The organism is Nocardioides sp. JCM 18998, assembly GCF_055391535.1.
In genome coordinates, this window is sequence record NZ_AP043886.1 from 1,955,019 (window position 1) to 1,975,308 (window position 20,290).

The window sequence follows — 20,290 nt, forward strand, 5'->3', positions numbered from 1 at the left end:
TATGCCGCCTCGCGATGTATCCCTCCGTATACAGCGGCGAGGTGCGCCTTCCGGTGATGCGGGAGGGGACCCCTGCCGCTCCTACACTGAACAGGTGAATCCCCGCCAGCGCCGACTCATCATCCCGACCGCACTGGTCGCCCTGCTGGTGATCGTCGTGGTCGCGCAGCTGGTGAGACGATGAGCGAGCCGAGCAAGGGCGAGCGCACCTCGGAGCCGCTGCTGCGCGCGCTGAACAGGATGCGCTCGCTGATCCGCGACCCCGAGGTGCTGGTCAAGGCGGTCGCGAGCGGCAAGCAGCGCGGCACCACGCCGCAGTGGCGGCGCGCCGAGATCCGCTACGTCGACCTCAAGGCGGGCACCCACCTGCAGATCACGACGTACAACGCCACCCAGGCCTTCACCGCCAACCACCCGGTCGGCGACCTCGAGGCCCTGGACGCGCTGCTCGACGTGCCCTTCGGGCGCTGGACGGTGACGGCGCTGGTCGACGGCGCGACCACCGAGACCGCGATCGAGGCGAAGACCCCCCACACCGCTCTGGTCACGACCCGGGTCTCGACCTCCGGCGACAGCTCGACCTCCGAGGGGGTCTCGACAGGCTCGACCGCCGATGTTCCGACCTTCGTGGACCGCTCGCACGACCAGGCCAAGGAGCGGCTGCTGCCCGAGGACGACGCCGTCTTCGTCGCACTCGGTCTCTCCGACCAGGACGGCCGGCTCAAGCCGAGCCGGCAGGCCAAGTACCGCCAGGTCGAGGAGTTCCTCCGCCAGCTCTCCGCGGCCATCGAGGACGCGTGGTCGGCCAAGCGGCTGCGCCGACCGACGGCCGAGGAGCCGCTGCGGATCGTCGACCTCGGCTGCGGCAACGGCTACCTCACCTTCGCCGCCCAGCGCTACCTCACCGAGGTCCGCGGGCTGCCCGTCGTCGTCACCGGCGTCGACGTCAAGGAGCAGTCGGCCCGGCACAACAACGAGGTCGCCGAGAAGCTCGGTGTGATGGCGGAGTTCGTGGTCGGCACCATCGACGGCGTCGAGCTTGCCCAGGCGCCCGACGTGGTGCTCGCTCTGCACGCCTGCGACACCGCCACCGACGACGCGCTCGCCCACGCGGTTGCGTGGGAGGCGCCGCTGGTGCTCGCCGCGCCTTGTTGCCACCACGACATCGCCGCCCAGATGCGCCGCACGCCCACCCCGTCCCCGTACGCGATGGTGACCCGCCACGGCATCCTGCGCGAGCGCCTGGCCGACACCCTCACCGACGCCATCCGGGCCTCGCTGCTGCGGCTGAGCGGCTACAAGGTCGAGGTGGTGCAGTTCGTCGAGAGCCAGCACACGCCCCGCAACACCCTGCTGCGCGCGGTCCGCACGGGCGGCGCGGTCAAGGGCGGCAGCGTGAAGAAGGAGTACGACGAGCTGATCGAGGCGTGGGCCATCAAGCCCAAGCTCGGTGAGCTGCTCGAGCTCTGATGATCCGGTCCCTCGCGGCGCTGGCACTGGCCCTGGGATCGTCGGCATCGGGATCCGCCGCGACGCAGGGGTTCACCTTCCAGGACGCCGCGATCGACGAGGCGTCCGCGCTAGTCGTGCTCGACGACGGGTCCGCCTCCGGTGACCTGTTCGCGACTATCAACGACTCCGGCGACACCGGCCGCGTCTTCGTGGTCGACGGCGCCGGACGTACGGTCGGCGTCACCCACTGGGAGGAGAGCCCGCGCGACGTCGAGGCGCTCGCGCCGGCTCCCTCGGGCACGGACGTGTGGGTCGGCGACATCGGGGACAACAGCGCCTCGCGCGAGCACGTCCAGGTCGCGAAGGTGCCGGTCGGGCGCGGGGAACGCACGGTGCACCCGACGGTCTACGACCTGACCTACCCGGACGGTGCGCACGACGCCGAGACGCTCCTGTGCGACCCCGCGACCGGACGGCTCTACATCGCCAGCAAGGGCTGGCTCGGCGGCACGCTGTACGCCGCTCCGGAGCATCTCGTCGCCGGGCGCGAGAACCCGCTGCTGCCGGTCGGCGCGGTGCTGCCGATGGCCACCGACGGCGCGTTCCTCCCCGGTGGTGACGCGGTCATCGTCCGCGGCTACTTCAGCGCGACCACGTACCGGTGGCCCTCGATGGACAGGATCGCCTCCTTCCCGCTGCCGCGGCAGGACCAGGGCGAGGGCGTCGGGGTCGCTCGGGACGGCACGGTCTGGCTCTCCAGCGAGGGCGTGCACTCCGAGGTGATCACCACCGACCTGCCTGCGCGGGCCCGTCCCGCCGGGAACGGCAGCACCCTGCCGCTGATCGAAGGCCTGCGGTCACCTTCGGACACTGGACGCCCCTGGTGGCCCTGGGCGCTCGGCGGGCTCGCCGGCATCGGCGCGATCGGCGTGCTGCTGCGGTCATTGCGCCGCCGCTGAGCGGGTACTGCCGGGCATGGTCCGGCTGCGGCGAACGTCTCCCGAGCAGCCCGGCTGGTCGCGACGGCGGGCCGGCCGTGGCTTCGCCTACCTCGACGAGCACGGCGAGCGTCTCGGGCGGGAGGAGGTCGAGCGGATCGAGGCCCTCGTGATCCCGCCTGCCTGGGAGGACGTGTGGATCACGCCGTACGCGCACGGCCACCTGCAGGCCGTCGGGACCGACGCGGCCGGGCGGCGGCAGTACCTCTACCACCCCGACTGGCGCACCCGGCGGGACGCGGAGAAGTTCGACCGGGTGCTCGACTTCGGTCGCGCGCTCGGCAAGGCCCGTGCCCAGGTGCTGGCCGATCTGCGGCGCGAGGGGATGCCGCGGGAGCGGGCCTGCGCGGTGGCCGTACGCCTGCTCGACCTCGGCTACTTCCGGATCGGCAACGACGTCTACCTCGACGCGCACGGCTCCTTCGGCCTGACCACCCTGCAGCGCCGGCACGTGCGCCGGGTCCAGGACCGCCTCGTCTTCGCGTTCACCGGCAAGTCCGGCGTCGACCACCGCATCGAGATCGACGACGCGATGGTCGACGAGGCGCTGCAGGTGATGCGTCGCCGCCGCGGCGGCGAGCAGCTGCTCGCCTACCGTGACGGCCGGCTCTGGCGGGCGATGCTGCCGCAGCTGGTCAACGAGTACGTCCGCGAGGTGACCGGTGTCGATGCCACTGCCAAGGACTTCCGCACCTGGCACGCGACGGTGCTGGCCGCGGCAGCCCTCGCCGAGGCTCCGGAGGCGGGGTCGGCGACAGCGCGCAAGCGCACCGTCGCGGCGGCGATGCGGGAGGTCTCGGAGTTCCTCGGGAACACGCCGGCGCTGGCCCGCAGCTCGTACGTCGACCCCCGGGTCGTCAGCGCGTACGAGGAGGGCCGGACGATCGCCCGCGCCACCGCCCGCACGCACGCCACCCCGGACGAACGGCAGCTCGCCCTCGAGCGGGCCACGCTGCGGCTCATCGCGAACGAGGACTGAGCGGGCACCTCAACCACTGGGCGACTCGACCACGGGTCGCTAGCCGAGCAGCCCCTGCCGGCGCGAGATCGCGGCCGCCTCGGTGCGGCTGGAGGCGCCGAGCTTGGCCAGGATGTTCGAGACGTGCACCGAGACGGTCTTGGTGCTGATGAACAGCTGCTTGCCGATCGCGCCGTTGCTGCGACCGTCCGCGACCAGGGCCAGGATCTCGCGCTCGCGCGCCGTGAGGGCCGGGCCGGCGGCCGAAGCCGAGGTCGATGCCGGGGCGGTCGGAGAGGCAGCATCGCCCAGTGTCGCGAGCAGCGGGCGGGCGCCGAGGTCGCGGGCGACGGCACGGGCCCGCTCGGCCATCTCCCGGGCGCTCTCGGCGTCGCCGGCGGACTGGAGCGCGTTCGCGTAGCTCGCGCGCACGAGCGCGAGCTCGTACGCATGGCCGAAGCGCGCGAACGCCGCCTCCGTCGCCTGCCATGCCTCGACCAGCTCTGAGGGGTCGGGGCGCCCGGCTCCGTCCTCGCCCAGCAGCCACCGCAGCCGCAACCCCTCGGCACGCACCCGGGCATCCCAGGCGTGTCCCTCCGGCCCCCACGTCTCGGGAGCGTGCCGGTGCCGGGCCTGGAGCGCGTCGCCGAGCAGCTCGTCGGCCGTCGCGGCGAGCCGCGGGTCGCGGCCCTCGGCCGGGGCGACCGCGACGAGGTCGGCGATCCGGCCCAGCGTGGTGGCGGCCAGCCGGATCACCGCGCCGTAGCCGGGACCCCACGCCCTCGCCATCGCCTCGGTGGCGTCGGTGTAGCTGCGCAGCGCGTCCGGCGGGGTCGCGGCGCCGCGGATCTCGGTGCCGGCGCTGAAGGACACCAGCAGCGCGTCGGTCGCCCAGTGTGCGCGGTGCACCCGGGCCGGGACCCGCTCGCCGCGGGCCTGCCGGATCGCGAGCCGGACCGCGTCGAGGCAGGCGTCCTGGCTCGACGGGGCGCCCGCCGGTGCGGTCCGCAGGAGGTCGAGCGCCTCGTCCCAGCGGCCGGTGACGTAGAGGACCCAGGACAGCTGATGTCGAGCCTCGAAGGCGTACGGCGCCCACGGCCGCCCCGTGCGCTCGCCGAGCTCGACGACCGCCCGGAAGGCCGTCTCGGCGGCAGGCCACTCGGCGTCGTCCTCGTAGGACCGGGCCAGGATGAAGCGGGCCTGGAGCTCGGCGGCGATGTTGCCGCTGGCCACGGTCCGCTCGATGGCGGCCGGCATCATCGCGCGGAACTTGCTCGGGGACGTCTTCATCCGTCCCGCCGAGCTCAGCGTGGTGACCAGAGCGGAGGCGACCTGGCTCAGGTTGAGCCGCTCGGCCAGCGCGAGCGCCTCCAGGCCGGTGCGCTCGGCCTCCTCGGCCTGATCGTGCCAGTAGAGGATCTGGGTGTGGTTGGCGAGCACCCGGGCCCGCAGCGCCGGATCGCTGTCGACGCTGGCCGCGACCGCCTCGGCCGAGACATCGACGGCACCCACCTCGCCGTGGTCGAGCAGGCCCAGGCTGACCGCCTGGGCGGTCAGCAGCCGGGCGCGGGTGTCGTTGTCCTCGACGGGGACGCGGGCGACCTGCTCGGCGGCGACGCGGGCGGCGCGCTCGGTGTGACCGGCCGCGAGCAGGGCGTCGACGGCCGCCTCGGCGATGCGGACGGTCGCCTCGCCCTCGGGCAGGGCGCGCTCGGGATCGGCGAGCAGCTGCAGCGCGTACTCGAGGTGGGTGGCGGCCTCGGCCGGACCGCCGACCGTCGCCGCCTCGTCGCCGGCGCGGATGCTGGCGCTCAGGGCGGTGTCGAGGTCGTGTGCCAGGCGGGCGTGGCGGGCCAGCTCGGCGGCGGTGCCGGGTGCGCTGCCGGAGGACAGCGCGGCCACGTAGCGGGTGTGGATCCGGGTCCGCTGTCCCGGCAGCAGGTCGTCGTAGACGGCCTCGCCGAGGAGGGCGTGCCGGAACCAGTACCGTCCCTCGCCGGCCACCAGGACGTGGGACTCGACGGCCTGGCGCAGGGCGGAGTCGAGTGCCTCCTCGTCGAGGTCGACGACGGCGGCGAGCAGCGGGTGGGTGACCGTGCGGCCTGCGGCGCTCGCGGTGCGGACGAGGCCGCGGGTGGCCTCGTCCAGCCGGTCCATCCGGACCAGGAGCACGTCGGCGAGCTCGTCGGGCACCCAGCGGTCGGGCCCGCTGGCCGCACCGACCAGCTCCTCGACGAAGAACGCGTTGCCCTCGGCGCGGGCCACGATGTCGAGGATCTCCCGCTCGGTCGTGGCCGGTTCGAGGGCGACGACGAGCGTGCGTACGTCGTGGTCCTCGAGCGGCCCCACCCCGACACGCGAGACGGCCGGGAGCCGGGACCACGCGGCGAGCTGTTGGCGCAGGGGATGGCGGCGATGCAGGTCGTCGGTGCGGTAGGACGCGACGATCCGTACGGGTCCGCTGAGCGGGCGGGTGAGGAGGAAGGTGAGCAGGTCGCGGGTCGACTGGTCGGCCCAGTGCACGTCCTCGACGACCAGCACGAGGGGCCGATGGGCCGCCAGCGCCTCCAGCAGCGCCTGGAAGCCCTCGAAGATCTGGACCCGGTCGACCTCGCCGAGCGGGGACGCGGTGGCGCCGAGGAGCCGGCGCACGGGCTGGAGACGTCCGAGGTCGGGATAGTCGCGACCGACCTGCTCGACGACGTCGGGCAGGTCCGTGGCGAGCCGGTCGAGCAGCTCGGAGAACGGCAGGTAGGGGAGCGCGCTCTCCCCGAGGTCGAGGCAGTGGCCGACGTAGACGTGCCAGCCGGCGTCCCGGGCGCGTCCGGCGAGCTCGTCCACGAGCCGGGTCTTGCCCACCCCGGCGTCGCCGGAGAGCAGGACGTGGGAACCGGAGCGGGCACGGGCCCCCTCGGACGCCCCTCCGGACGCACCAACGCCGAGCACGGAGGAGAGCTCCTCCAGCTCGGCGTGGCGTCCAACCAGGATCCGGCGAGCATGTGGCACGTCGGACATGATCCCCGGTGGGGCAGGGGATCGCATCAGGATTCCCAGGTGGTGGTCTCCTCCCGGCGCTGTTTGCGCTGCTTGCGCAGTCGTCGCGCCTCGCGCGGGCCGACGATCTGCTCGCGCAGCTGCGCGGTTCGGTAGGCGTGCTCTGCTCGGATGTAGCTCGTGTCGTAAGTGTTCATGACACGAGACTCGGCCTCTGAGGTAGGCGTCGACATCGGGAGACCTCCCGAACCGCTACCTCAGATGCCGGACCCGGCGGCTGGCCGCCCGCTCAGAGGCTCTCTACGACGTAGTCGATGCAGTGCGTCAGGGCGGTGACGTCGGCGGCGTCGACCGAGGGGTACATCGCGATGCGGAGCTGGTTGGTGCCGACGCCGCGGTAGGCGTCGACGTCCACGACGCCGTTCTCGCGCAGCACGTCCATCACCCGGACTCGGTCGATCGCCGGGTCGAGCTCGATGGTGCCCACGACCGGCGAGCGGTGCGCCGGGTCCGCGACGAACGGCGAGGCGTACGAGGAGGCCTCGGCCCAGCCGTAGAGCGCCTCCGCGCTGGCCGCGGTCCGGGCGACCATGCCGTCGAGCCCACCGGCACCGTTCATCCAGTCGAGCTGCTCGGCCATCAGCCACAGCGTCGCGACGGCGGGGGTGTTCACGGTCTGGTCCAGGCGCGACTGCTTGATCGCTTCGGCGAGGTTGAAGAAGCCCGGGATGTGGCGCTTCCCGTCGGCCCGATCGCCGTCGATCTCGTGGGCCCGAGCGATCGCGGCCGGCGACATCAGCGCGATCCACAGGCCTCCGTCCGAGGCGAACGACTTCTGCGGGGCGAAGTAGTAGACGTCGCTCTCCCGTACGTCGAGCGGCAGACCGCCGGCGGCCGAGGTCGCGTCGACCAGGGTGAGCTGATCGGCGGTGGCGCCCTCGGGCCGCAGCACCGGCGACATCACGCCGGTCGAGGTCTCGTTGTGGGTCCACGCGAAGACGTCGACGTCGCTCTCGGCGACGGGCAGCGCGCGCTCGCCGTGCGGGGCGGACACGATGGTCGGCTCTCCCAGCCACGGCGCCGACTGCGCCTCCTGGGCGAACTTCTTCGCGAACTCGCCATAGACGACGTGCTGGCTGCGCTCGCGGATCAGGGCGTAGGTCGCCAGCGAGAAGAAGCCGATCGAGCCGCCGTTGCCGAGCACAACCTCGTAGCCCTCCGGCAGCTGGAACAGCTCACCGAGCCCCGCGCGCACCCGGCCGACGAGCTGCTTCACGGGCGGCTGCCGGTGGGACGTGCCCATCAGCGTGCGGCCGGTCGCGGCCAGGCCCTCCAGACGACCGTCCGGCACCTTCGACGGACCAGAACCGAAACGGCCATCGCGGGGGAGGAGATCGGCAGGAATGCGTAGCGTCATCGGACCGGCTTTCGTTTTGAATGGCGAGGTCGGGGGAATTCTCCCAGCAGACCGCATCGTCGCCGAATACAGGAGCCCGCCATGGTCGCCAACCCCGGTCTTCGCCAGCAGTCAGGCGTCCGTACGTCTCTGCGCGCCGGGGGCGCGGCGCTGTTGTTGATCGGCCTCGGCTGCGTGGTCGGCGGGCTGGTGTCGTTCCTCCATGTCGTCAACGCCGATCCGTTCAGCGACGACTCGATCACCGGCCCCCGGTACTTCTGGCTGATCTTCCTCGGCATGCCCCTGATGGCGGTGGGCGCCTGGATGCTCCGGGCCGGCTTCCTGGGGGTGGCGTCGCGGTTCGTCGCCGGCGAGACCGCGCCGGTGATCAAGGACACCGCCGCCTACCTGACCGAGGGCCGCGGATTGCTCGGGATCGGGCGCGAGCTGCCGGGGGTGGAGCGGAGCGGGCCGCACTGCTCGAGGTGCGGTGTGCGCAACGACGCCCGGGCGCACTTCTGCGACGCCTGCGGGACACCGCTGCCCTGAGATGGGCCACCGCCGCCTACCGTGGGCACGTGCTGGAGCTGCGTGACCTGCCGCTGGACCACCCCGACGCCCAGGGGCTCGTCGCCCGAGCGCTGGCGTTCTACGTCGAGCTCTACGGTGGGGAGGATGGCGGCGATGCGGACCCCACCCATCCCGCTGACTTCGTGCCGCCGCGCGGCCGCTTCGTCGTCGGCTATCGCACAGGTGCGCCGGTCGCGGTCGGCGGCTGGCGCAGCCGCGACGACCTGAGCCGCCTCGGCACCGACCGGCTCGCCGAGATCAAGCGGATGTACGTCGTCGACGAGCTGCGCGGGCAGGGCCTGGCCCGCGCGGTGCTCGAGCACCTGGAGGCCACGGCACGGGCGGCCGGCCACGAGGCGATGGTGCTGACCACCGGTGCACCCCAGGTGGCGGCCGTCAGGCTCTACGAGGCGGCGGGCTACGAGCCGGTCGAGCCGTTCGGGGCGTACGCCGCCCACGAGAACTGCCGCTGCTTCGGCAAACGGCTCTGAAAGGAGCCGCGCTGCGGTGGTCGAGCCTCGGTGGTCGAGCCTCGGTGGTCGAGCTTGTCGAGACCCGGTCTCGACAAGCTCGACCACCGAGGTCAGCCGCCGGTCTCGACCTCCGGGGTCAGCCGCCGGTCTCGACCTTCGGGCGCGGGCGGGATCAGCGCGCCCAGGCGCCGTCCCAGCCCTCGACCTCCGAGGCCGGGCGGGTCGCCGGGCCGGTGTAGATCGCGGACGGACGGATCAGGCGACCGGTGGTCTTCTGCTCCAGGATGTGGGCCGACCAGCCGCCGGTGCGGGCGCAGGTGAACATCGAGGTGAACATGTGCGCCGGGACCTGGGCGAAGTCCAGCACGATCGCGGCCCAGAACTCGACGTTGGTCTCCAGCACGCGGTCGGGGCGACGCTCCCGCAGCTCGGCGAGCGCGGCCTGCTCGAGCGCCTCGGCGACGGCGTAGCGCTCGGCGCCGAGCTCCTTGGCCGTACGGCGCAGCACGCGGGCGCGGGGGTCCTCGGCGCGGTAGACGCGGTGGCCGAAGCCCATCAGGCGCTCGCCCGAGTCGAGGAGGCTCTTGACGTACGCGCGGGCATCGCCGCTGCGCTCGACGTCCTCGATCATCCCGAGCACGCGGGAGGGTGCGCCACCGTGCAGCGGGCCGCTCATCGCGCCGATGGCGCCGGACATGGCCGCCGCGACGTCGGCACCGGTGGAGGCGATGGTGCGCGCGGTGAACGTGGAGGCGTTCATGCCGTGCTCGGCGGCGCTCGACCAGTAGGCGTCGATCGCCTGGGCGTGGCGTGGGTCGGCCTCGCCTCGCCAGCGGATCAGGAACCGCTCGGCCAGGGTCTCGCCCTTGTCGACCTCGTGCTGCGGGACGACGGGGTGGCCGATGCCGCGGGCGGACTGGCCGGCCCAGGCGAGCACCATCACCGCGACGCGGCCGAGGTCCTCGCGGACCTTCTCCGGCGTGGAGTCGTAGGTGTAGGTGATCCCGAACGCGGGCGCCAGCTGGGCGATCGCGGACTGCAGGTCGACGCGGACGTCGCCGGTGTGGACGGGCAGGGAGTACGCCTCGGCGGGCTGCAGGCCCGGCGCGAAGGTGCCGTCGACCAGCAGGCCCCAGACCTTCTCGAACGGCACCCGGCCGGCGAGCTCCTCGATGTCGACGCCGCGATAGCGCAGCGCGGAGCCCTCCTTGTCGGGCTCGGCGATCTGCGTCTCGAACGCGACGACGCCCTCGAGCCCGTGGTGTACCTCAGTCATGCTCAGTCCTCATCTCTCGATGTCCGCTCGGCATTCTGCCCGACGCGTCGCGCCTGCCGGCACCCCCGGTGCCGCTGCGCAGCCATCCAATATCCATGTGCGGCCCGCATTAGGCTCGACCCATGGATCTGGCGGCTGCGCGCGAGGAGTACAGCCGGGGCGGGCTCAGCGAGTCCGACCTGGCTCAGGACCCGTTCGAGATGTTCGAGCGCTGGTACGTCGAGGCCTGTACGGCCGGCGTCCGCGAGCCCAACGCGATGGTCGTGGCGACCGTGGACGCCGACGGCGCGCCGTCCTCGCGCTTCGTGCTGCTCAAGGAGTTCGACGCCGACGGCTTCGTCTTCTACACCAACCAGGCCTCTCGCAAGGGCCGGGCGCTGGCCGCGGAGCCGCGGATCGCGCTGCTCTTCCCGTGGCACGACCTCGAGCGCCAGGTGCGGATCGAGGGCACGGCCCGGCCGCTGGCGCGCGAGGAGGTCGCCGCCTACTTCGCGCAGCGCCCCCGTGGCTCCCAGCTCGGGGCGTGGGCCTCGCACCAGTCCGAGCGGGTCGCGGGCCGCGAGGAGCTGGACGCGGCGTACGCCGACATCGAGGCCCGCTTCGCCGGCCGGGACGTGCCTGTGCCCGACGAGTGGGGCGGCTACCGCGTGGTGCCGGAGTCGGTGGAGTTCTGGCAGGGCCGGATCGGCCGGATGCACGACCGGCTGGTCTACGTACGGGACCATGACGCCGCAAACCGTGACGCCGCAAACCGTGACGGTTGGACCAGTCACCGCCTCGCTCCATGAGCCAGACTGGCCCGTCGGTCGGCGACAGCTGACCTCTCGACCCGCAACAACTGACTTCTCGACCGGAGATCGCATGCTCCTTCGCGTCCTGCGCGACTACCTGAGTCCCTACAAGCAGTGGCTGGCCATCGTCGTGGTGCTGCAGTTCGTCAGCACCCTGATGGCGCTGCTGCTGCCGAGCATCAACGCCGACATCATCGACAAGGGCGTCCTGCTCAACGACAACGGCTACATCCTGCGCGAGGGCGGGGTGATGCTGGTGGTCTCGCTGATCCAGATCGCCTGCTCGATCGGCGCCGTCTTCTTCGGTGCCCGGACCGCGATGGCGTTCGGTCGCGACCTGCGCCGCGACCTCTTCCATCGGATCGGCGGCTTCAGCGGCCGTGAGGTCGGCGGCTTCGGCGCTCCGTCGCTGATCACCCGTAACACCAACGACGTGCAGCAGGTCCAGATGCTCGGCCTGATGAGCTGCACGATGGCCGTCACGGTCCCGATCATGATGGTCGGCGGCGTCATCATGGCGATGCGCCAGGACCTCAAGCTGAGCTGGCTGCTGGCGGTGGTCGTACCGCTGCTCTTCATCACCGTCGGCTTCGTGGTGAGCCGGATGGTGCCGAACTTCCGTCTGGTCCAGACCCGGATCGACGGCGTCAACCGGGTGCTGCGCGAGCAGCTCACCGGCATCCGCGTCGTGCGCGCCTTCGTCCGCGAGCCGCTGGAGACCGCCCGCTTCGGCGTGGCCAACGACGGCCTGACCGCTGTCTCGATGGCCGCCGGTCGCTGGATGGCGATGATGTTCCCGCTGGTGATGCTGGTGATCAACGCGGCCAGCGTCGCGGTGCTCTGGTTCGGTGGCCACCGGGTCGCCGACGGCATGATGGTCGGCCCGCTGACCGCGTTCCTGTCCTACCTCATGCAGATCCTGATGTCGGTCATGATGGGCACGTTCATGCTGATGCAGGTGCCCCGCTCGGCCGTCTGCGCGGACCGCATCGCCGAGGTGCTGGACACCGTCTCCACGGTCGTCCCGCCGACCGACGGCGTCACCGAGCTGCACAGCCACGGCGAGCTCGACCTCGAGAACGTCGCGTTCACCTACCCGGGTGCCGAGGCCCCGGTCCTGTCCGACGTCAGCTTCTCGGCGCGGCCCGGCCAGACCGTCGCGGTGATCGGCTCGACCGGCGCCGGCAAGACGACGCTGCTCAACCTCATCCCGCGGCTCTTCGACGCCACCTCCGGTCGCGTCCTGGTCGACGGCGTGGACGTACGCCTCCTCGACCCCGACGCGCTGCATGGCCGCCTCGGTCTGGTGCCGCAGAAGGCCTTCCTCTTCACCGGAACGATCCGCTCCAACCTGCTGCACGGCAAGCCGGATGCCACCGACGAGGAGATCTGGCACGCGCTCGAGGTAGCCCAGGCGCGCGACTTCGTCTCGGCGATGGAGGAGGGGCTCGACTCTCCGGTCGTGCAGGGCGGCACCAACTTCTCCGGCGGTCAGCGCCAGCGGCTCGCGATCGCGCGGGCGTTGGTGCGCAGGCCGGAGATCTATCTCTTCGACGACTCGTTCAGCGCGCTCGACCTGGCCACCGACGCCCGGCTGCGGGCGGCGCTCGCACCCGAGACGCGGGACGCGACGGTGCTGATCGTCGCCCAGCGGGTCTCCACGATCCGCGACGCCGACCTGATCATCGTGCTCGAGGACGGCATCGTCGTCGGCCGCGGCACCCACCATGAGCTGCTGGCGTCCTGCGGGACATACCAGGAGATCGTCGCGTCCCAGCTGAGCGCGGAGGAGGCAGCATGAGCGGGGTCTCGACAGGCTCGACCTCCGGGGGCGGCTCGACCCCCCAGGGCGGCTCGAAGGGTCAGATGAAGGCCACCGAGCGGATCGTCGCCCAGCACGGGCCCGGCCCGATGGGCGGCGGCCAGGTCGGGCAGAAGGCGCACGACTTCAAGGCCTCCACCCGACGTCTGATCCTCCGGCTCGCGCCCGAGCGGACCTCGGCGATCACCGTCGTCACGCTCGCGGTGATCTCGGTGTTCCTGATGTCGCTGGGCCCGCGTCTGCTGGGCCACGCCACCAACGTGATCGTCGAGGGGTGGTTCAGCCAGCAGAGCGGCGGCGCCGGCATCGACTTCACCGAGCTCGCGCACAAGCTCGAGATCGTGATGGCGGTCTACCTGCTCGGCTCCCTGCTCGCCGGCACGCAGGGCTGGATCCTGAACGGCGTCGTCCAGCGCACCATCCAGCGGCTGCGCGGCGAGGTCGAGGACAAGGTCAACCAGCTGCCGCTGGAGTACTTCGACCGGCAGCCGCGCGGCGAGCTGCTCTCCCGCGTCACCAACGACATCGACAACGTCAGCCAGACCCTGCAGCAGACCATGTCGCAGCTGCTCACGTCGCTGCTGACGGTGGTCTTCGTGCTGATCCAGATGTTCTGGATCAGCCCGCTGCTGGCCCTGGTCGCCCTGGTCTGTGTTCCGGTGGCGATGTTCCTGACCGGCAACGTGATGAAGCGCTCGCAGGGTCAGTTCATCGCCCAGTGGCGCCGTACGGGCGTGCTCAACGCGCACATCGAGGAGACCTTCTCCGGGCACGAGCTGGTCACCGTGTTCGGCCGCCAGGACGAGGTCGAGCGGATCTTCGCCGAGCAGAACGACGGGCTCTACGACGCGTCCTTCAAGGCGCAGTTCGTCAGCGGGCTGATCATGCCGCTGATGATGTTTGTCGGGAACATCCAGTTCGTCCTGGTCGCCGTCATCGGCGGCCTGCGCGTCTCCAGCGGCCACATCAGCGTCGGCGACCTGCAGGCCTTCATCCAGTACTCCCGCCAGTTCACCCAGCCGCTGACCACTGTCGCGTCGATGGCGAACCTGCTGCAGTCCGGCGTGGCCTCGGCCGAGCGGGTCTTCGAGCTGCTGGACGCCGATGAGCAGGTCCCGGACGTCGACGGTCGAGCGGCGAGCGCCGCCGACCGCCTCGGCACCGGCGGGGGAGAGGTGCGCTTCGAGCACGTCTCCTTCCGCTACGACGAGGACACGCCGCTCATCGAGGACCTCTCCCTGGTCGCCAGCCCGGGCCAGACGGTCGCGATCGTCGGCCCGACCGGCGCCGGCAAGACCACCCTGGTCAACCTGATCATGCGGTTCTACGAGCTGCGCTCGGGCCGGATCACGCTCGACGGCACGGACATCACCGCGATGCCGCGCGCCGCCCTGCGCAGCCGGATCGGGATGGTCCTGCAGGACACCTGGCTCTTCGAGGGCACGATCCGCGACAACATCACGTACGCGCGACCCGACGCCACCGAGGAGCAGATGCTCGAGGCGGCCCGGGCGACGTTCGTCGACCGGTTCGTGCACTCGCTGCCCGACGGGTACAACACCATGATCGAGGGCGACGGCGGCAAGCTGTCGGCGGGCGAGCGCCAGCTCTTGACGATCGCCCGGGCGTTCCTCGCGCAGCCGGACCTGCTGATCCTGGACGAGGCCACCTCATCGGTCGACACCCGCACCGAGCTGCTGCTGCAGCAGGCGATGGCGGCGCTGCGCAGCGACCGTACGTCCTTCGTGATCGCGCACCGGCTCTCCACGATCCGCGACGCCGATCTGATCCTGGTGATGGAGGACGGCGCGATCGTCGAGCAGGGCAACCACGACGAGCTGCTCGCGACCGGCGGTGCCTACGCCCGGCTCTACCAGTCGCAGTTCGCCGGTGCCGTGGACGAGGAGGACGTGGCGTAGCCGCCCGCGCAGCCTGCGCCCGCGCCCGTCAGGAACGGTGGCCGACACCTCGTGTCGGCCACCGTTCCTCGTTGTGGAACGCGTGACGGAGCCCACGGCCCCAAGAAGTTGCTGAAGTCAACCAATCGGCGTAAAGTTGACTTAAACAACCAAATGGTACGCAACTGCGCACGTCCGAACGAGAGATCCGAGATACATGCCCCAGGACGCAACCGTCGCCGCTCCGGTCGAGCAGGCACCCATGACCCACAAGGAGATCCTCGAGGCGCTCTCGGGTCTCCTGATCGCGATGTTCGTCGCGATCCTCTCCAGCACCGTCGTCACCAACGCGCTGCCCACCATCGTCTCCGACCTGCACGGCACGCAGACCGGGTACACCTGGGTCCTCGTGGCCACCATGCTCGCGATGACCGCGACCACCCCGATCTGGGGCAAGCTCGCCGACCTCTTCAGCAAGAAGCTGCTCATGCAGCTCTCGCTGATCGTCTACGTCTCCGGCTCGGCACTCGCCGGCCTGTCCCAGTCGATGAGCATGCTGATCGGCGCCCGCGTGATCACCGGCCTCGGCGTCGGCGGCGTGATGGCGCTGATCCAGATCATCATCGGCTCGATGGTCTCCCCGCGCGAGCGCGGCCGCTACTCCGGCTACATCGGTGCGACGTACGGCCTGGCGACCCTGCTCGGCCCGCTCGTCGGCGGCTTCATCGTCGACAGCGCGCTCGGCTGGCGCGGCTGCTTCTACGTCAGCCTGCCGTTCGCCATCGCCTCCCTGATCGTCCTCCAGACGAAGCTGCACCTGCCCACCGTCAAGCGAGAGGTCAAGATCGACTACCTCGGTGCCACGCTCATCATGAGCGGCGTCAGCATCCTGCTGATCTGGGTCTCGCTGGGTGGCGCGTCGTTCGCCTGGGCGTCGTGGACCACCGTGGCCATGGTCGCCGGCGGCATCGTCATCCTGGCCCTGGCCGCGCTCGTCGAGGGCAAGTACGCCGCCCAGCCGATCATCCCGCTGCCGCTGTTCAAGAACCGCACCATCGCCCTCGCCACGCTCTCGGCGATCTTCGTCGGTGTCGCGCTGCTGACCGCGACCACCTTCCTGTCCGAGTACTTCCAGGACTCGCGCGGCATGAGCCCGACCCACGCCGGCCTGATGTCGCTGTCGATGGTCGCGGGCCTGATGGGCACGAGCATCGTCTCCGGCCGGATGATCAGCGAGACCGGTCGCTGGAAGATCTGGCTGACCTGGGGCATGGGCGCCGTCGTCGTCGGCACCGTGCTGCTCTCCACGATGGACCACTCCACGCCGCTGTGGCTGATCGGTGCCTTCATGTTCATCCTGGGCGCCGGCCTCGGCGCCACCCAGCAGAACCTGGTCCTGTCGGTTCAGAACAACGTCGACCAGGCCAACATCGGCGCCGCCAGCTCGGTGGTCGCGTTCTTCCGTACGCTCGGCGGCGCGATCGGCGTCAGCGCCTTCGGCGCGGTGCTCTCGCACCGGGTCGCCGCCCATGTCACCGAGGGAGTCGCCCCGCTGATCACCAGCGGCCAGGTCTCGCCCGGCGACGCGGCAAAGCTCGGCGGCGACGTACCGAACCTGCACCTGCTCCCCGAGCCGCTGCGCAACCTCTTCGAGACGGCGTTCGGCGAGGCGACCGGCCACATCTTCCTCTTTGCCGTGCCGTGCACCATCATCGCGCTTGTCGCGGTGCTCTTCATCAAGGAGACCCGCCTGCGCACCACCCTGGAGAAGATCGAGGAGCCGGAGATCGACATGGAGCTTGCTGCTGAGCTGGAGATCGGCGCGGCCCTGGGGAGCGCGGCGAAGTGACCGAACGCGCAGCGGCGTTCGACGCGGTCACCGAGGAGCTGCGGGTGATCGGGCGGCGGATCAAGCACGTGATCGCGGAGCGTGCCGCCGTGGTCCACCCGCAGCTGCAGTCGGCGTCGTACCACCTGCTGGTCTTCCTGGTCGAGAACGGCCCGACGCGCGGCAGCGAGCTGGCCTGCCAGTTCGGCATCGACAAGGGTGCGATCAGCCGCCAGCTGCAGCACCTGGTCGAGCTCGGTCTCGCCGAGCGGACGCCGGACCCCGAGGACGGCCGTGCCCAGCTCGTCTCGGCCAGCCCGGAGGCGATCAGCCGGATCAGCGAGGCGGTCGCCGCCCAGCGCAAGATCTGGCAGGCGCAGCTCTCGGACTGGTCCGACGAGGATCTCGCCGGCCTCGCGGCCCAGCTCGGGCGGTTCAACACCGACCTCGGCTGACGCATCGACCCACGGATCGGCTGCGACTCTCCCCGCCTGGGGGCGAAGTCGCAGCCGATCTCGTCGTCTGTGGCCCACGGCTCGCTCGGCGGGGATAGGAGAGCCTGTCCTGCCCGTAGAATGGAGCCGTGAGCGACCTCATCGACACCACGGAGATGTACCTGCGGACCATCTATGAGCTGGTGGAGGAGGGCATTGTTCCGCTCCGTGCCCGGATCGCCGAGCGCCTCCACCAGAGTGGCCCGACCGTCTCCCAGACCGTCGCCCGGATGGAGCGCGACGGCCTGCTCACGGTCGAGGGCGACCGCCACCTGCAGCTCACCTCCGAGGGCAACCGGCTCGCCATCCGCGTGATGCGCAAGCACCGCCTCGCCGAGCGACTCCTCACCGACGTCATCGGCCTGGACTGGGAGCTGGTCCACGAGGAGGCGTGCCGCTGGGAGCACGTGATGTCGGAGACCGTCGAGAAGCGCCTGCTCGAGCTGCTCGGCAACCCGACCGAGTCGCCGTACGGCAACCCGATCCCCGGTCTGACCGAGCTGGGCGCGGAGACCGTCGGCGAGGACTTCCGCACCGGTGTCGAGCCGCTCTCGAAGGTCGCCGGCCCGGGGTCGGACACGACGCGCGGCGCCACCGTTCTCATCCGCCGCATCTCCGAGGAGATGCAGAAGGACGAGACACTGATGTCCGCCCTGCGCCGGGTGGGTGCGCTCCCCGACCGGACGGTCACCGTCCTGGCCACCGAGGAGGGGATTCTCGTCGGATCGGGTGGCGAGACGGCAGAGATCGTCACCGAAGCTGCCGATCACATCTTTGTAAAGAAGATGTAGGGCCCGGCGAAGGACTCGCAGGGTCGGGGGGAAGGATTCCCGTGGAGCTGGTGCACGTCCGTATCGCAGCCGAGGACCTGATCGGCGACGGCCACGTCGTGGTCCCACACGCCCGCACCGGCCTGGACGACGTCCTCGAGGTCGGGGACGACCTCGTCGTCACCGACCAGGACGGCGAGTTCCACGGCGCGACGGTGGTCTCGGTCGGCGGCGACGGCCACGACCCGCACTACAACCTGCGCATCGGCGCCCGGCTGCCGATCGACCTGGCCGCGGAGCGGATGACCGACACCGACGTCGGGCCGGAGAAGGCCGCCGTGCACGACCTCGTCGACCTTCTCGGCGAGCTGCGCGGCTTCCTCGGCCCGGGTGGCCGCTCCGGCGTGACCGGTCAGGACTGACCCGCCTCAGCGCGCCAGCCGCGCGGCCAGCTCGTCGCGACGACTGATGCCCAGCTTGCGGAACGCGTTGGCGAGGTAGTTCTCGACGGTCCGCACCGACAGGCCGAGTCGCTCCGCGATCTCGCGGTTGCGCAGTCGCTCGGCCGCGGCGGTGACCACAGCCCACTCCTGGCGGCTGAGCCCCGCTGCGGCCCGCACGGTCGGGGCCCGGTTGCCGGCGTCGAACCCGGCAGCGAGGTCGCGCGCTCCGTCGACGCCCTGCCCGGCCGCCTCCGTGGCGGCGTCCCGGGCCGCGCCGAGCAGGCCGGCGGCGGCCAGGTCGTGGGAGACGGCGAGCAGCCCGGTGCCGTCCCCGGCCGCGGCGGCCGTGGCATAGCGCGCCAGCAGCGGCACCAGCGCGGCCTCGGGCGCGAGCCGGGTGGCCTCGGTGAGCAGGTCGAGCACCGCATCGGGCCGGCGCAGCCGGATCGCGGTGGCCGCGGTGAGGGCGGCGAAGGTGGTGTGACCCGAGTCGATGCCGCGCCGCACGGCGGATGCGACGGCGTGGGCGGCGCGGTCGGTGTTGCCGCTCGCGGCCAGGATCCACGCCTGTGCCTCCGCGGCCTGGAGGTCGGTCGGCACGTTCACCAGCCGACCGTTGGGCGGGAGGGAGGCGAGGGCGGTACGGGCGACGTCGATCCGGCCCGCGGCGGCGGCCGCCGTGGCGTGCAGGGCGATCGAGGGGCCCACCGCGCTGATGAAGTCACGCTCCGCGAGCCGGGTGGCCGCGCGCTGGGCGACCCGCTGGGCGCCGGTCAGGTCGCCGGCGAGGAAGCGGGGGAGGGCGAGGGCGAAGTCCCACATCCCGTTGAACTCGCCCGGGTGCTCGGCACGGTAGGCGTGGGCGTGGGCGGTGGCCTCGTCGAGGCGGGCGTCGACCACGAGCAGGAGGTACCAGAGGAACTCGATCGTCTCGTCCGCCGGCCGGCCCGGGGTCGGGTGCGCGGCCGCGAAGGCGCGGGCCTCCTGTGCGGTCGCGCGGGCGGTCGTCAGGGTGCCGGCGTACATCCCCTGATGGACGGCGAAGATCAGCCGGCGCATCGTCGCGACCGGGTCGTCCGACGCGGCGTCGACCGCGGCCGACGCTCCCTCGGCGCCCGCCATGAACCGGGTCTCGGCGAGCGAGGTCTCCAGCGCCGCCCGGGTCGCGGGGTCGGCGGTGCGCTCGAGGACGGGCAGCAGGGTCGCCGCCGCACGGGCTGGGTCGTGACGACGGATGGTCCAGTGCATCGCGGCGTTGTCGACGGCGGCGACCAGGGCCGGGCCCTCGGCGACCTCGAGCAGGTCGGCGTAGACGGCGTCGGCGGCATCCAGGCGGCCGTCGTGGGAGAGCGCGTCGGCCAGCGTGACGAGCGCCTCGATCGGGCGCGGCTCGTCGAGGTCCGTGGCGCGCTCGACCGCGCGCAGGGCGAGCCGCACCGCGAGTCCGACGTCGCCGGACGACAGCGCCCGGCCGGCGGCCCACACCAGGGTGTCGGTGCCGGCCTGGGATCCCGGCCGTATCGCCGTCTCGAAGCGGAGCACGTCGCGCTGCTCGGGGGTGATGAGGTCGCCGAGATCGATCAGCAGCTGCTCCTGGGTGGCCAGCCGCTCGAGCGCCTCGGGAAGCGGTCCGGCGGTGGAGAGCAGGGCGCGCACGCCCGAGGTCCGGACGAGCTGGTGGATCACCGCCGCCGAGGTGTCGTCGAGGTGCTCGGCGCCATCCACGGCGATCACGGTCCGGGCCTTGGCCGGTGCGGTGGCGAGGTAGAGCCGGTGCACCCGGTCCGAGATCGGCTCGTCGGGGTCGCCCGGCTCGTCGGCGAGAACCGGGCCGAGCGCGGCCAGCGGGACCTCCCGCAGCTCGGGCAGCGCGACCACGTCGATCACCCGGAACCCGTCGGCGGCGAGCCGGTCGGCGATCCGGCCCGCGACCGCGGCTCCGCCGAGGGACGCCGGCAGCCGCACCGCGGCGCGCCGGCGGGCCGTGATCTGCGCGGCGAGGGAGTCGATCACGGGGGTCCCATCGGCGTCGGCCCGGCCGAGTAGAGGGTTTCCTACTCTAGAGCGCGACCGCCCCGGACGTCCTTAGGCTGATCGGTGTGGGGTTCGGCAGGGCGGCTCCTCGAG

At 71.8% G+C, this 20,290-nt stretch carries 17 protein-coding genes; 12 read left to right on the plus strand and 5 right to left on the minus strand.

The window, feature by feature from the left end:
* Positions 1-180 precede the first annotated feature (180 nt).
* Genes ACZ5L9_RS09130 through ACZ5L9_RS09140 form a run of 3 tightly spaced genes read left to right on the plus strand, consistent with a single transcriptional unit; the run spans position 181 to position 3,429 of the window.
* On the plus strand, positions 181-1,470 hold the full coding sequence (locus ACZ5L9_RS09130; protein WP_464536373.1) for a class I SAM-dependent methyltransferase: 1,290 nt from the start codon (positions 181-183) through the stop codon (positions 1,468-1,470).
* Positions 1,470-2,411 (plus strand): hypothetical protein, encoded by a 942-nt coding sequence (locus ACZ5L9_RS09135; RefSeq protein WP_464536374.1) that lies wholly within the window; start codon positions 1,470-1,472, stop codon positions 2,409-2,411. Before ACZ5L9_RS09130 ends, ACZ5L9_RS09135 begins: the two co-directional genes overlap by 1 nt.
* Positions 2,412-2,427: 16 nt before the next feature.
* Positions 2,428-3,429, plus strand: a complete 1,002-nt coding sequence (locus ACZ5L9_RS09140; protein ID WP_464536376.1) for a DNA topoisomerase IB — start codon at positions 2,428-2,430, stop codon at positions 3,427-3,429.
* A 39-nt stretch (positions 3,430-3,468) separates the two neighbouring features.
* Here ACZ5L9_RS09140 and ACZ5L9_RS09145 read toward each other — a convergent pair whose 3' ends face one another.
* From ACZ5L9_RS09145 to serC, 3 genes are all read right to left on the minus strand, one after another.
* Positions 3,469-6,414 carry a helix-turn-helix transcriptional regulator gene (locus tag ACZ5L9_RS09145; protein ID WP_464536378.1) on the minus strand — a complete coding sequence of 982 codons (2,946 nt, stop codon included), beginning with the start codon at positions 6,412-6,414 and terminating at the stop codon, positions 3,469-3,471.
* A 35-nt stretch (positions 6,415-6,449) separates the two neighbouring features.
* Entirely contained in the window at positions 6,450-6,599 is a 150-nt protein-coding gene (locus tag ACZ5L9_RS09150; RefSeq protein ID WP_464536380.1) for a hypothetical protein, read from the minus strand.
* A 92-nt stretch (positions 6,600-6,691) separates the two neighbouring features.
* Complete coding sequence (serC, locus tag ACZ5L9_RS09155; protein WP_464536382.1) at positions 6,692-7,819, minus strand: phosphoserine transaminase; 1,128 nt, start codon at positions 7,817-7,819, stop codon at positions 6,692-6,694.
* Between the two features lie 81 nt (positions 7,820-7,900).
* On the opposite strand from serC, the gene ACZ5L9_RS09160 reads away from it, so the two are divergent.
* Together ACZ5L9_RS09160 and ACZ5L9_RS09165 are read left to right on the plus strand one after the other, a co-directional pair.
* Positions 7,901-8,347 (plus strand): zinc ribbon domain-containing protein, encoded by a 447-nt coding sequence (locus ACZ5L9_RS09160; protein WP_464536384.1) that lies wholly within the window; start codon positions 7,901-7,903, stop codon positions 8,345-8,347.
* A 29-nt stretch (positions 8,348-8,376) separates the two neighbouring features.
* Positions 8,377-8,859, plus strand: a complete 483-nt coding sequence (locus ACZ5L9_RS09165; RefSeq protein ID WP_464536385.1) for a GNAT family N-acetyltransferase — start codon at positions 8,377-8,379, stop codon at positions 8,857-8,859.
* Between the two features lie 154 nt (positions 8,860-9,013).
* Here the strand turns inward: ACZ5L9_RS09165 and ACZ5L9_RS09170 are convergent, their stop codons facing one another.
* Positions 9,014-10,117: a citrate synthase 2 gene (locus tag ACZ5L9_RS09170; protein ID WP_464536387.1), complete on the minus strand. Its 1,104-nt coding sequence runs from the start codon at positions 10,115-10,117 to the stop codon at positions 9,014-9,016.
* Between the two features lie 122 nt (positions 10,118-10,239).
* Here ACZ5L9_RS09170 and pdxH point away from each other — a divergent pair, with 122 nt between their 5' ends.
* The 7 genes from pdxH to ACZ5L9_RS09205 all read left to right on the plus strand — a co-directional run bounded on the left by pdxH (position 10,240) and on the right by ACZ5L9_RS09205 (position 18,142).
* A complete protein-coding gene (pdxH, locus tag ACZ5L9_RS09175; RefSeq protein WP_464536389.1) occupies positions 10,240-10,905 on the plus strand; it encodes a pyridoxamine 5'-phosphate oxidase in 666 nt (221 codons plus the stop codon).
* A 73-nt stretch (positions 10,906-10,978) separates the two neighbouring features.
* Positions 10,979-12,709, plus strand: coding sequence for an ABC transporter ATP-binding protein (locus ACZ5L9_RS09180; RefSeq protein ID WP_464536391.1), 1,731 nt, complete (start codon positions 10,979-10,981; stop codon positions 12,707-12,709).
* On the plus strand, positions 12,706-14,649 hold the full coding sequence (locus ACZ5L9_RS09185) for an ABC transporter ATP-binding protein (protein ID WP_464536393.1): 1,944 nt from the start codon (positions 12,706-12,708) through the stop codon (positions 14,647-14,649). The genes ACZ5L9_RS09180 and ACZ5L9_RS09185 overlap by 4 nt, the downstream gene beginning before the upstream one ends.
* 196 nt (positions 14,650-14,845) lie before the next feature.
* Positions 14,846-16,477 carry an MDR family MFS transporter gene (locus tag ACZ5L9_RS09190; protein ID WP_464536395.1) on the plus strand — a complete coding sequence of 544 codons (1,632 nt, stop codon included), beginning with the start codon at positions 14,846-14,848 and terminating at the stop codon, positions 16,475-16,477.
* Positions 16,474-16,911 carry a MarR family winged helix-turn-helix transcriptional regulator gene (locus ACZ5L9_RS09195; protein ID WP_464536397.1) on the plus strand — a complete coding sequence of 146 codons (438 nt, stop codon included), beginning with the start codon at positions 16,474-16,476 and terminating at the stop codon, positions 16,909-16,911. The genes ACZ5L9_RS09190 and ACZ5L9_RS09195 overlap by 4 nt, the downstream gene beginning before the upstream one ends.
* Before the next feature lie 128 nt (positions 16,912-17,039).
* Complete coding sequence (locus tag ACZ5L9_RS09200; protein WP_464536399.1) at positions 17,040-17,741, plus strand: metal-dependent transcriptional regulator; 702 nt, start codon at positions 17,040-17,042, stop codon at positions 17,739-17,741.
* A gap of 41 nt (positions 17,742-17,782) precedes the next feature.
* Entirely contained in the window at positions 17,783-18,142 is a 360-nt protein-coding gene (locus ACZ5L9_RS09205; protein ID WP_464536401.1) for a hypothetical protein, read from the plus strand.
* Between the two features lie 6 nt (positions 18,143-18,148).
* Here ACZ5L9_RS09205 and ACZ5L9_RS09210 read toward each other — a convergent pair whose 3' ends face one another.
* Positions 18,149-20,176 (minus strand): helix-turn-helix transcriptional regulator, encoded by a 2,028-nt coding sequence (locus tag ACZ5L9_RS09210; RefSeq protein WP_464536403.1) that lies wholly within the window; start codon positions 20,174-20,176, stop codon positions 18,149-18,151.
* Positions 20,177-20,290 lie beyond the last annotated feature (114 nt).

Excerpts from the sequence above, each read along its gene's own strand:
- ACZ5L9_RS09130 (WP_464536373.1), top strand. The coding sequence starts at position 181 with ATGAGCGAGCCGAGCAAGGGCGAGCGCACCTCGGAGCCGCTGCTGCGC.
- ACZ5L9_RS09135 (WP_464536374.1), top strand. The coding sequence starts at position 1,470 with ATGATCCGGTCCCTCGCGGCGCTGGCACTGGCCCTGGGATCGTCGGCA.
- ACZ5L9_RS09140 (WP_464536376.1), top strand. The coding sequence starts at position 2,428 with ATGGTCCGGCTGCGGCGAACGTCTCCCGAGCAGCCCGGCTGGTCGCGA.
- ACZ5L9_RS09150 (WP_464536380.1), bottom strand. The coding sequence starts at position 6,599 with ATGAACACTTACGACACGAGCTACATCCGAGCAGAGCACGCCTACCGA.
- serC (WP_464536382.1), bottom strand. The coding sequence starts at position 7,819 with ATGACGCTACGCATTCCTGCCGATCTCCTCCCCCGCGATGGCCGTTTC.
- ACZ5L9_RS09160 (WP_464536384.1), top strand. The coding sequence starts at position 7,901 with ATGGTCGCCAACCCCGGTCTTCGCCAGCAGTCAGGCGTCCGTACGTCT.
- ACZ5L9_RS09170 (WP_464536387.1), bottom strand. The coding sequence starts at position 10,117 with ATGACTGAGGTACACCACGGGCTCGAGGGCGTCGTCGCGTTCGAGACG.
- pdxH (WP_464536389.1), top strand. The coding sequence starts at position 10,240 with ATGGATCTGGCGGCTGCGCGCGAGGAGTACAGCCGGGGCGGGCTCAGC.
- ACZ5L9_RS09180 (WP_464536391.1), top strand. The coding sequence starts at position 10,979 with ATGCTCCTTCGCGTCCTGCGCGACTACCTGAGTCCCTACAAGCAGTGG.
- ACZ5L9_RS09185 (WP_464536393.1), top strand. The coding sequence starts at position 12,706 with ATGAGCGGGGTCTCGACAGGCTCGACCTCCGGGGGCGGCTCGACCCCC.
- ACZ5L9_RS09190 (WP_464536395.1), top strand. The coding sequence starts at position 14,846 with ATGCCCCAGGACGCAACCGTCGCCGCTCCGGTCGAGCAGGCACCCATG.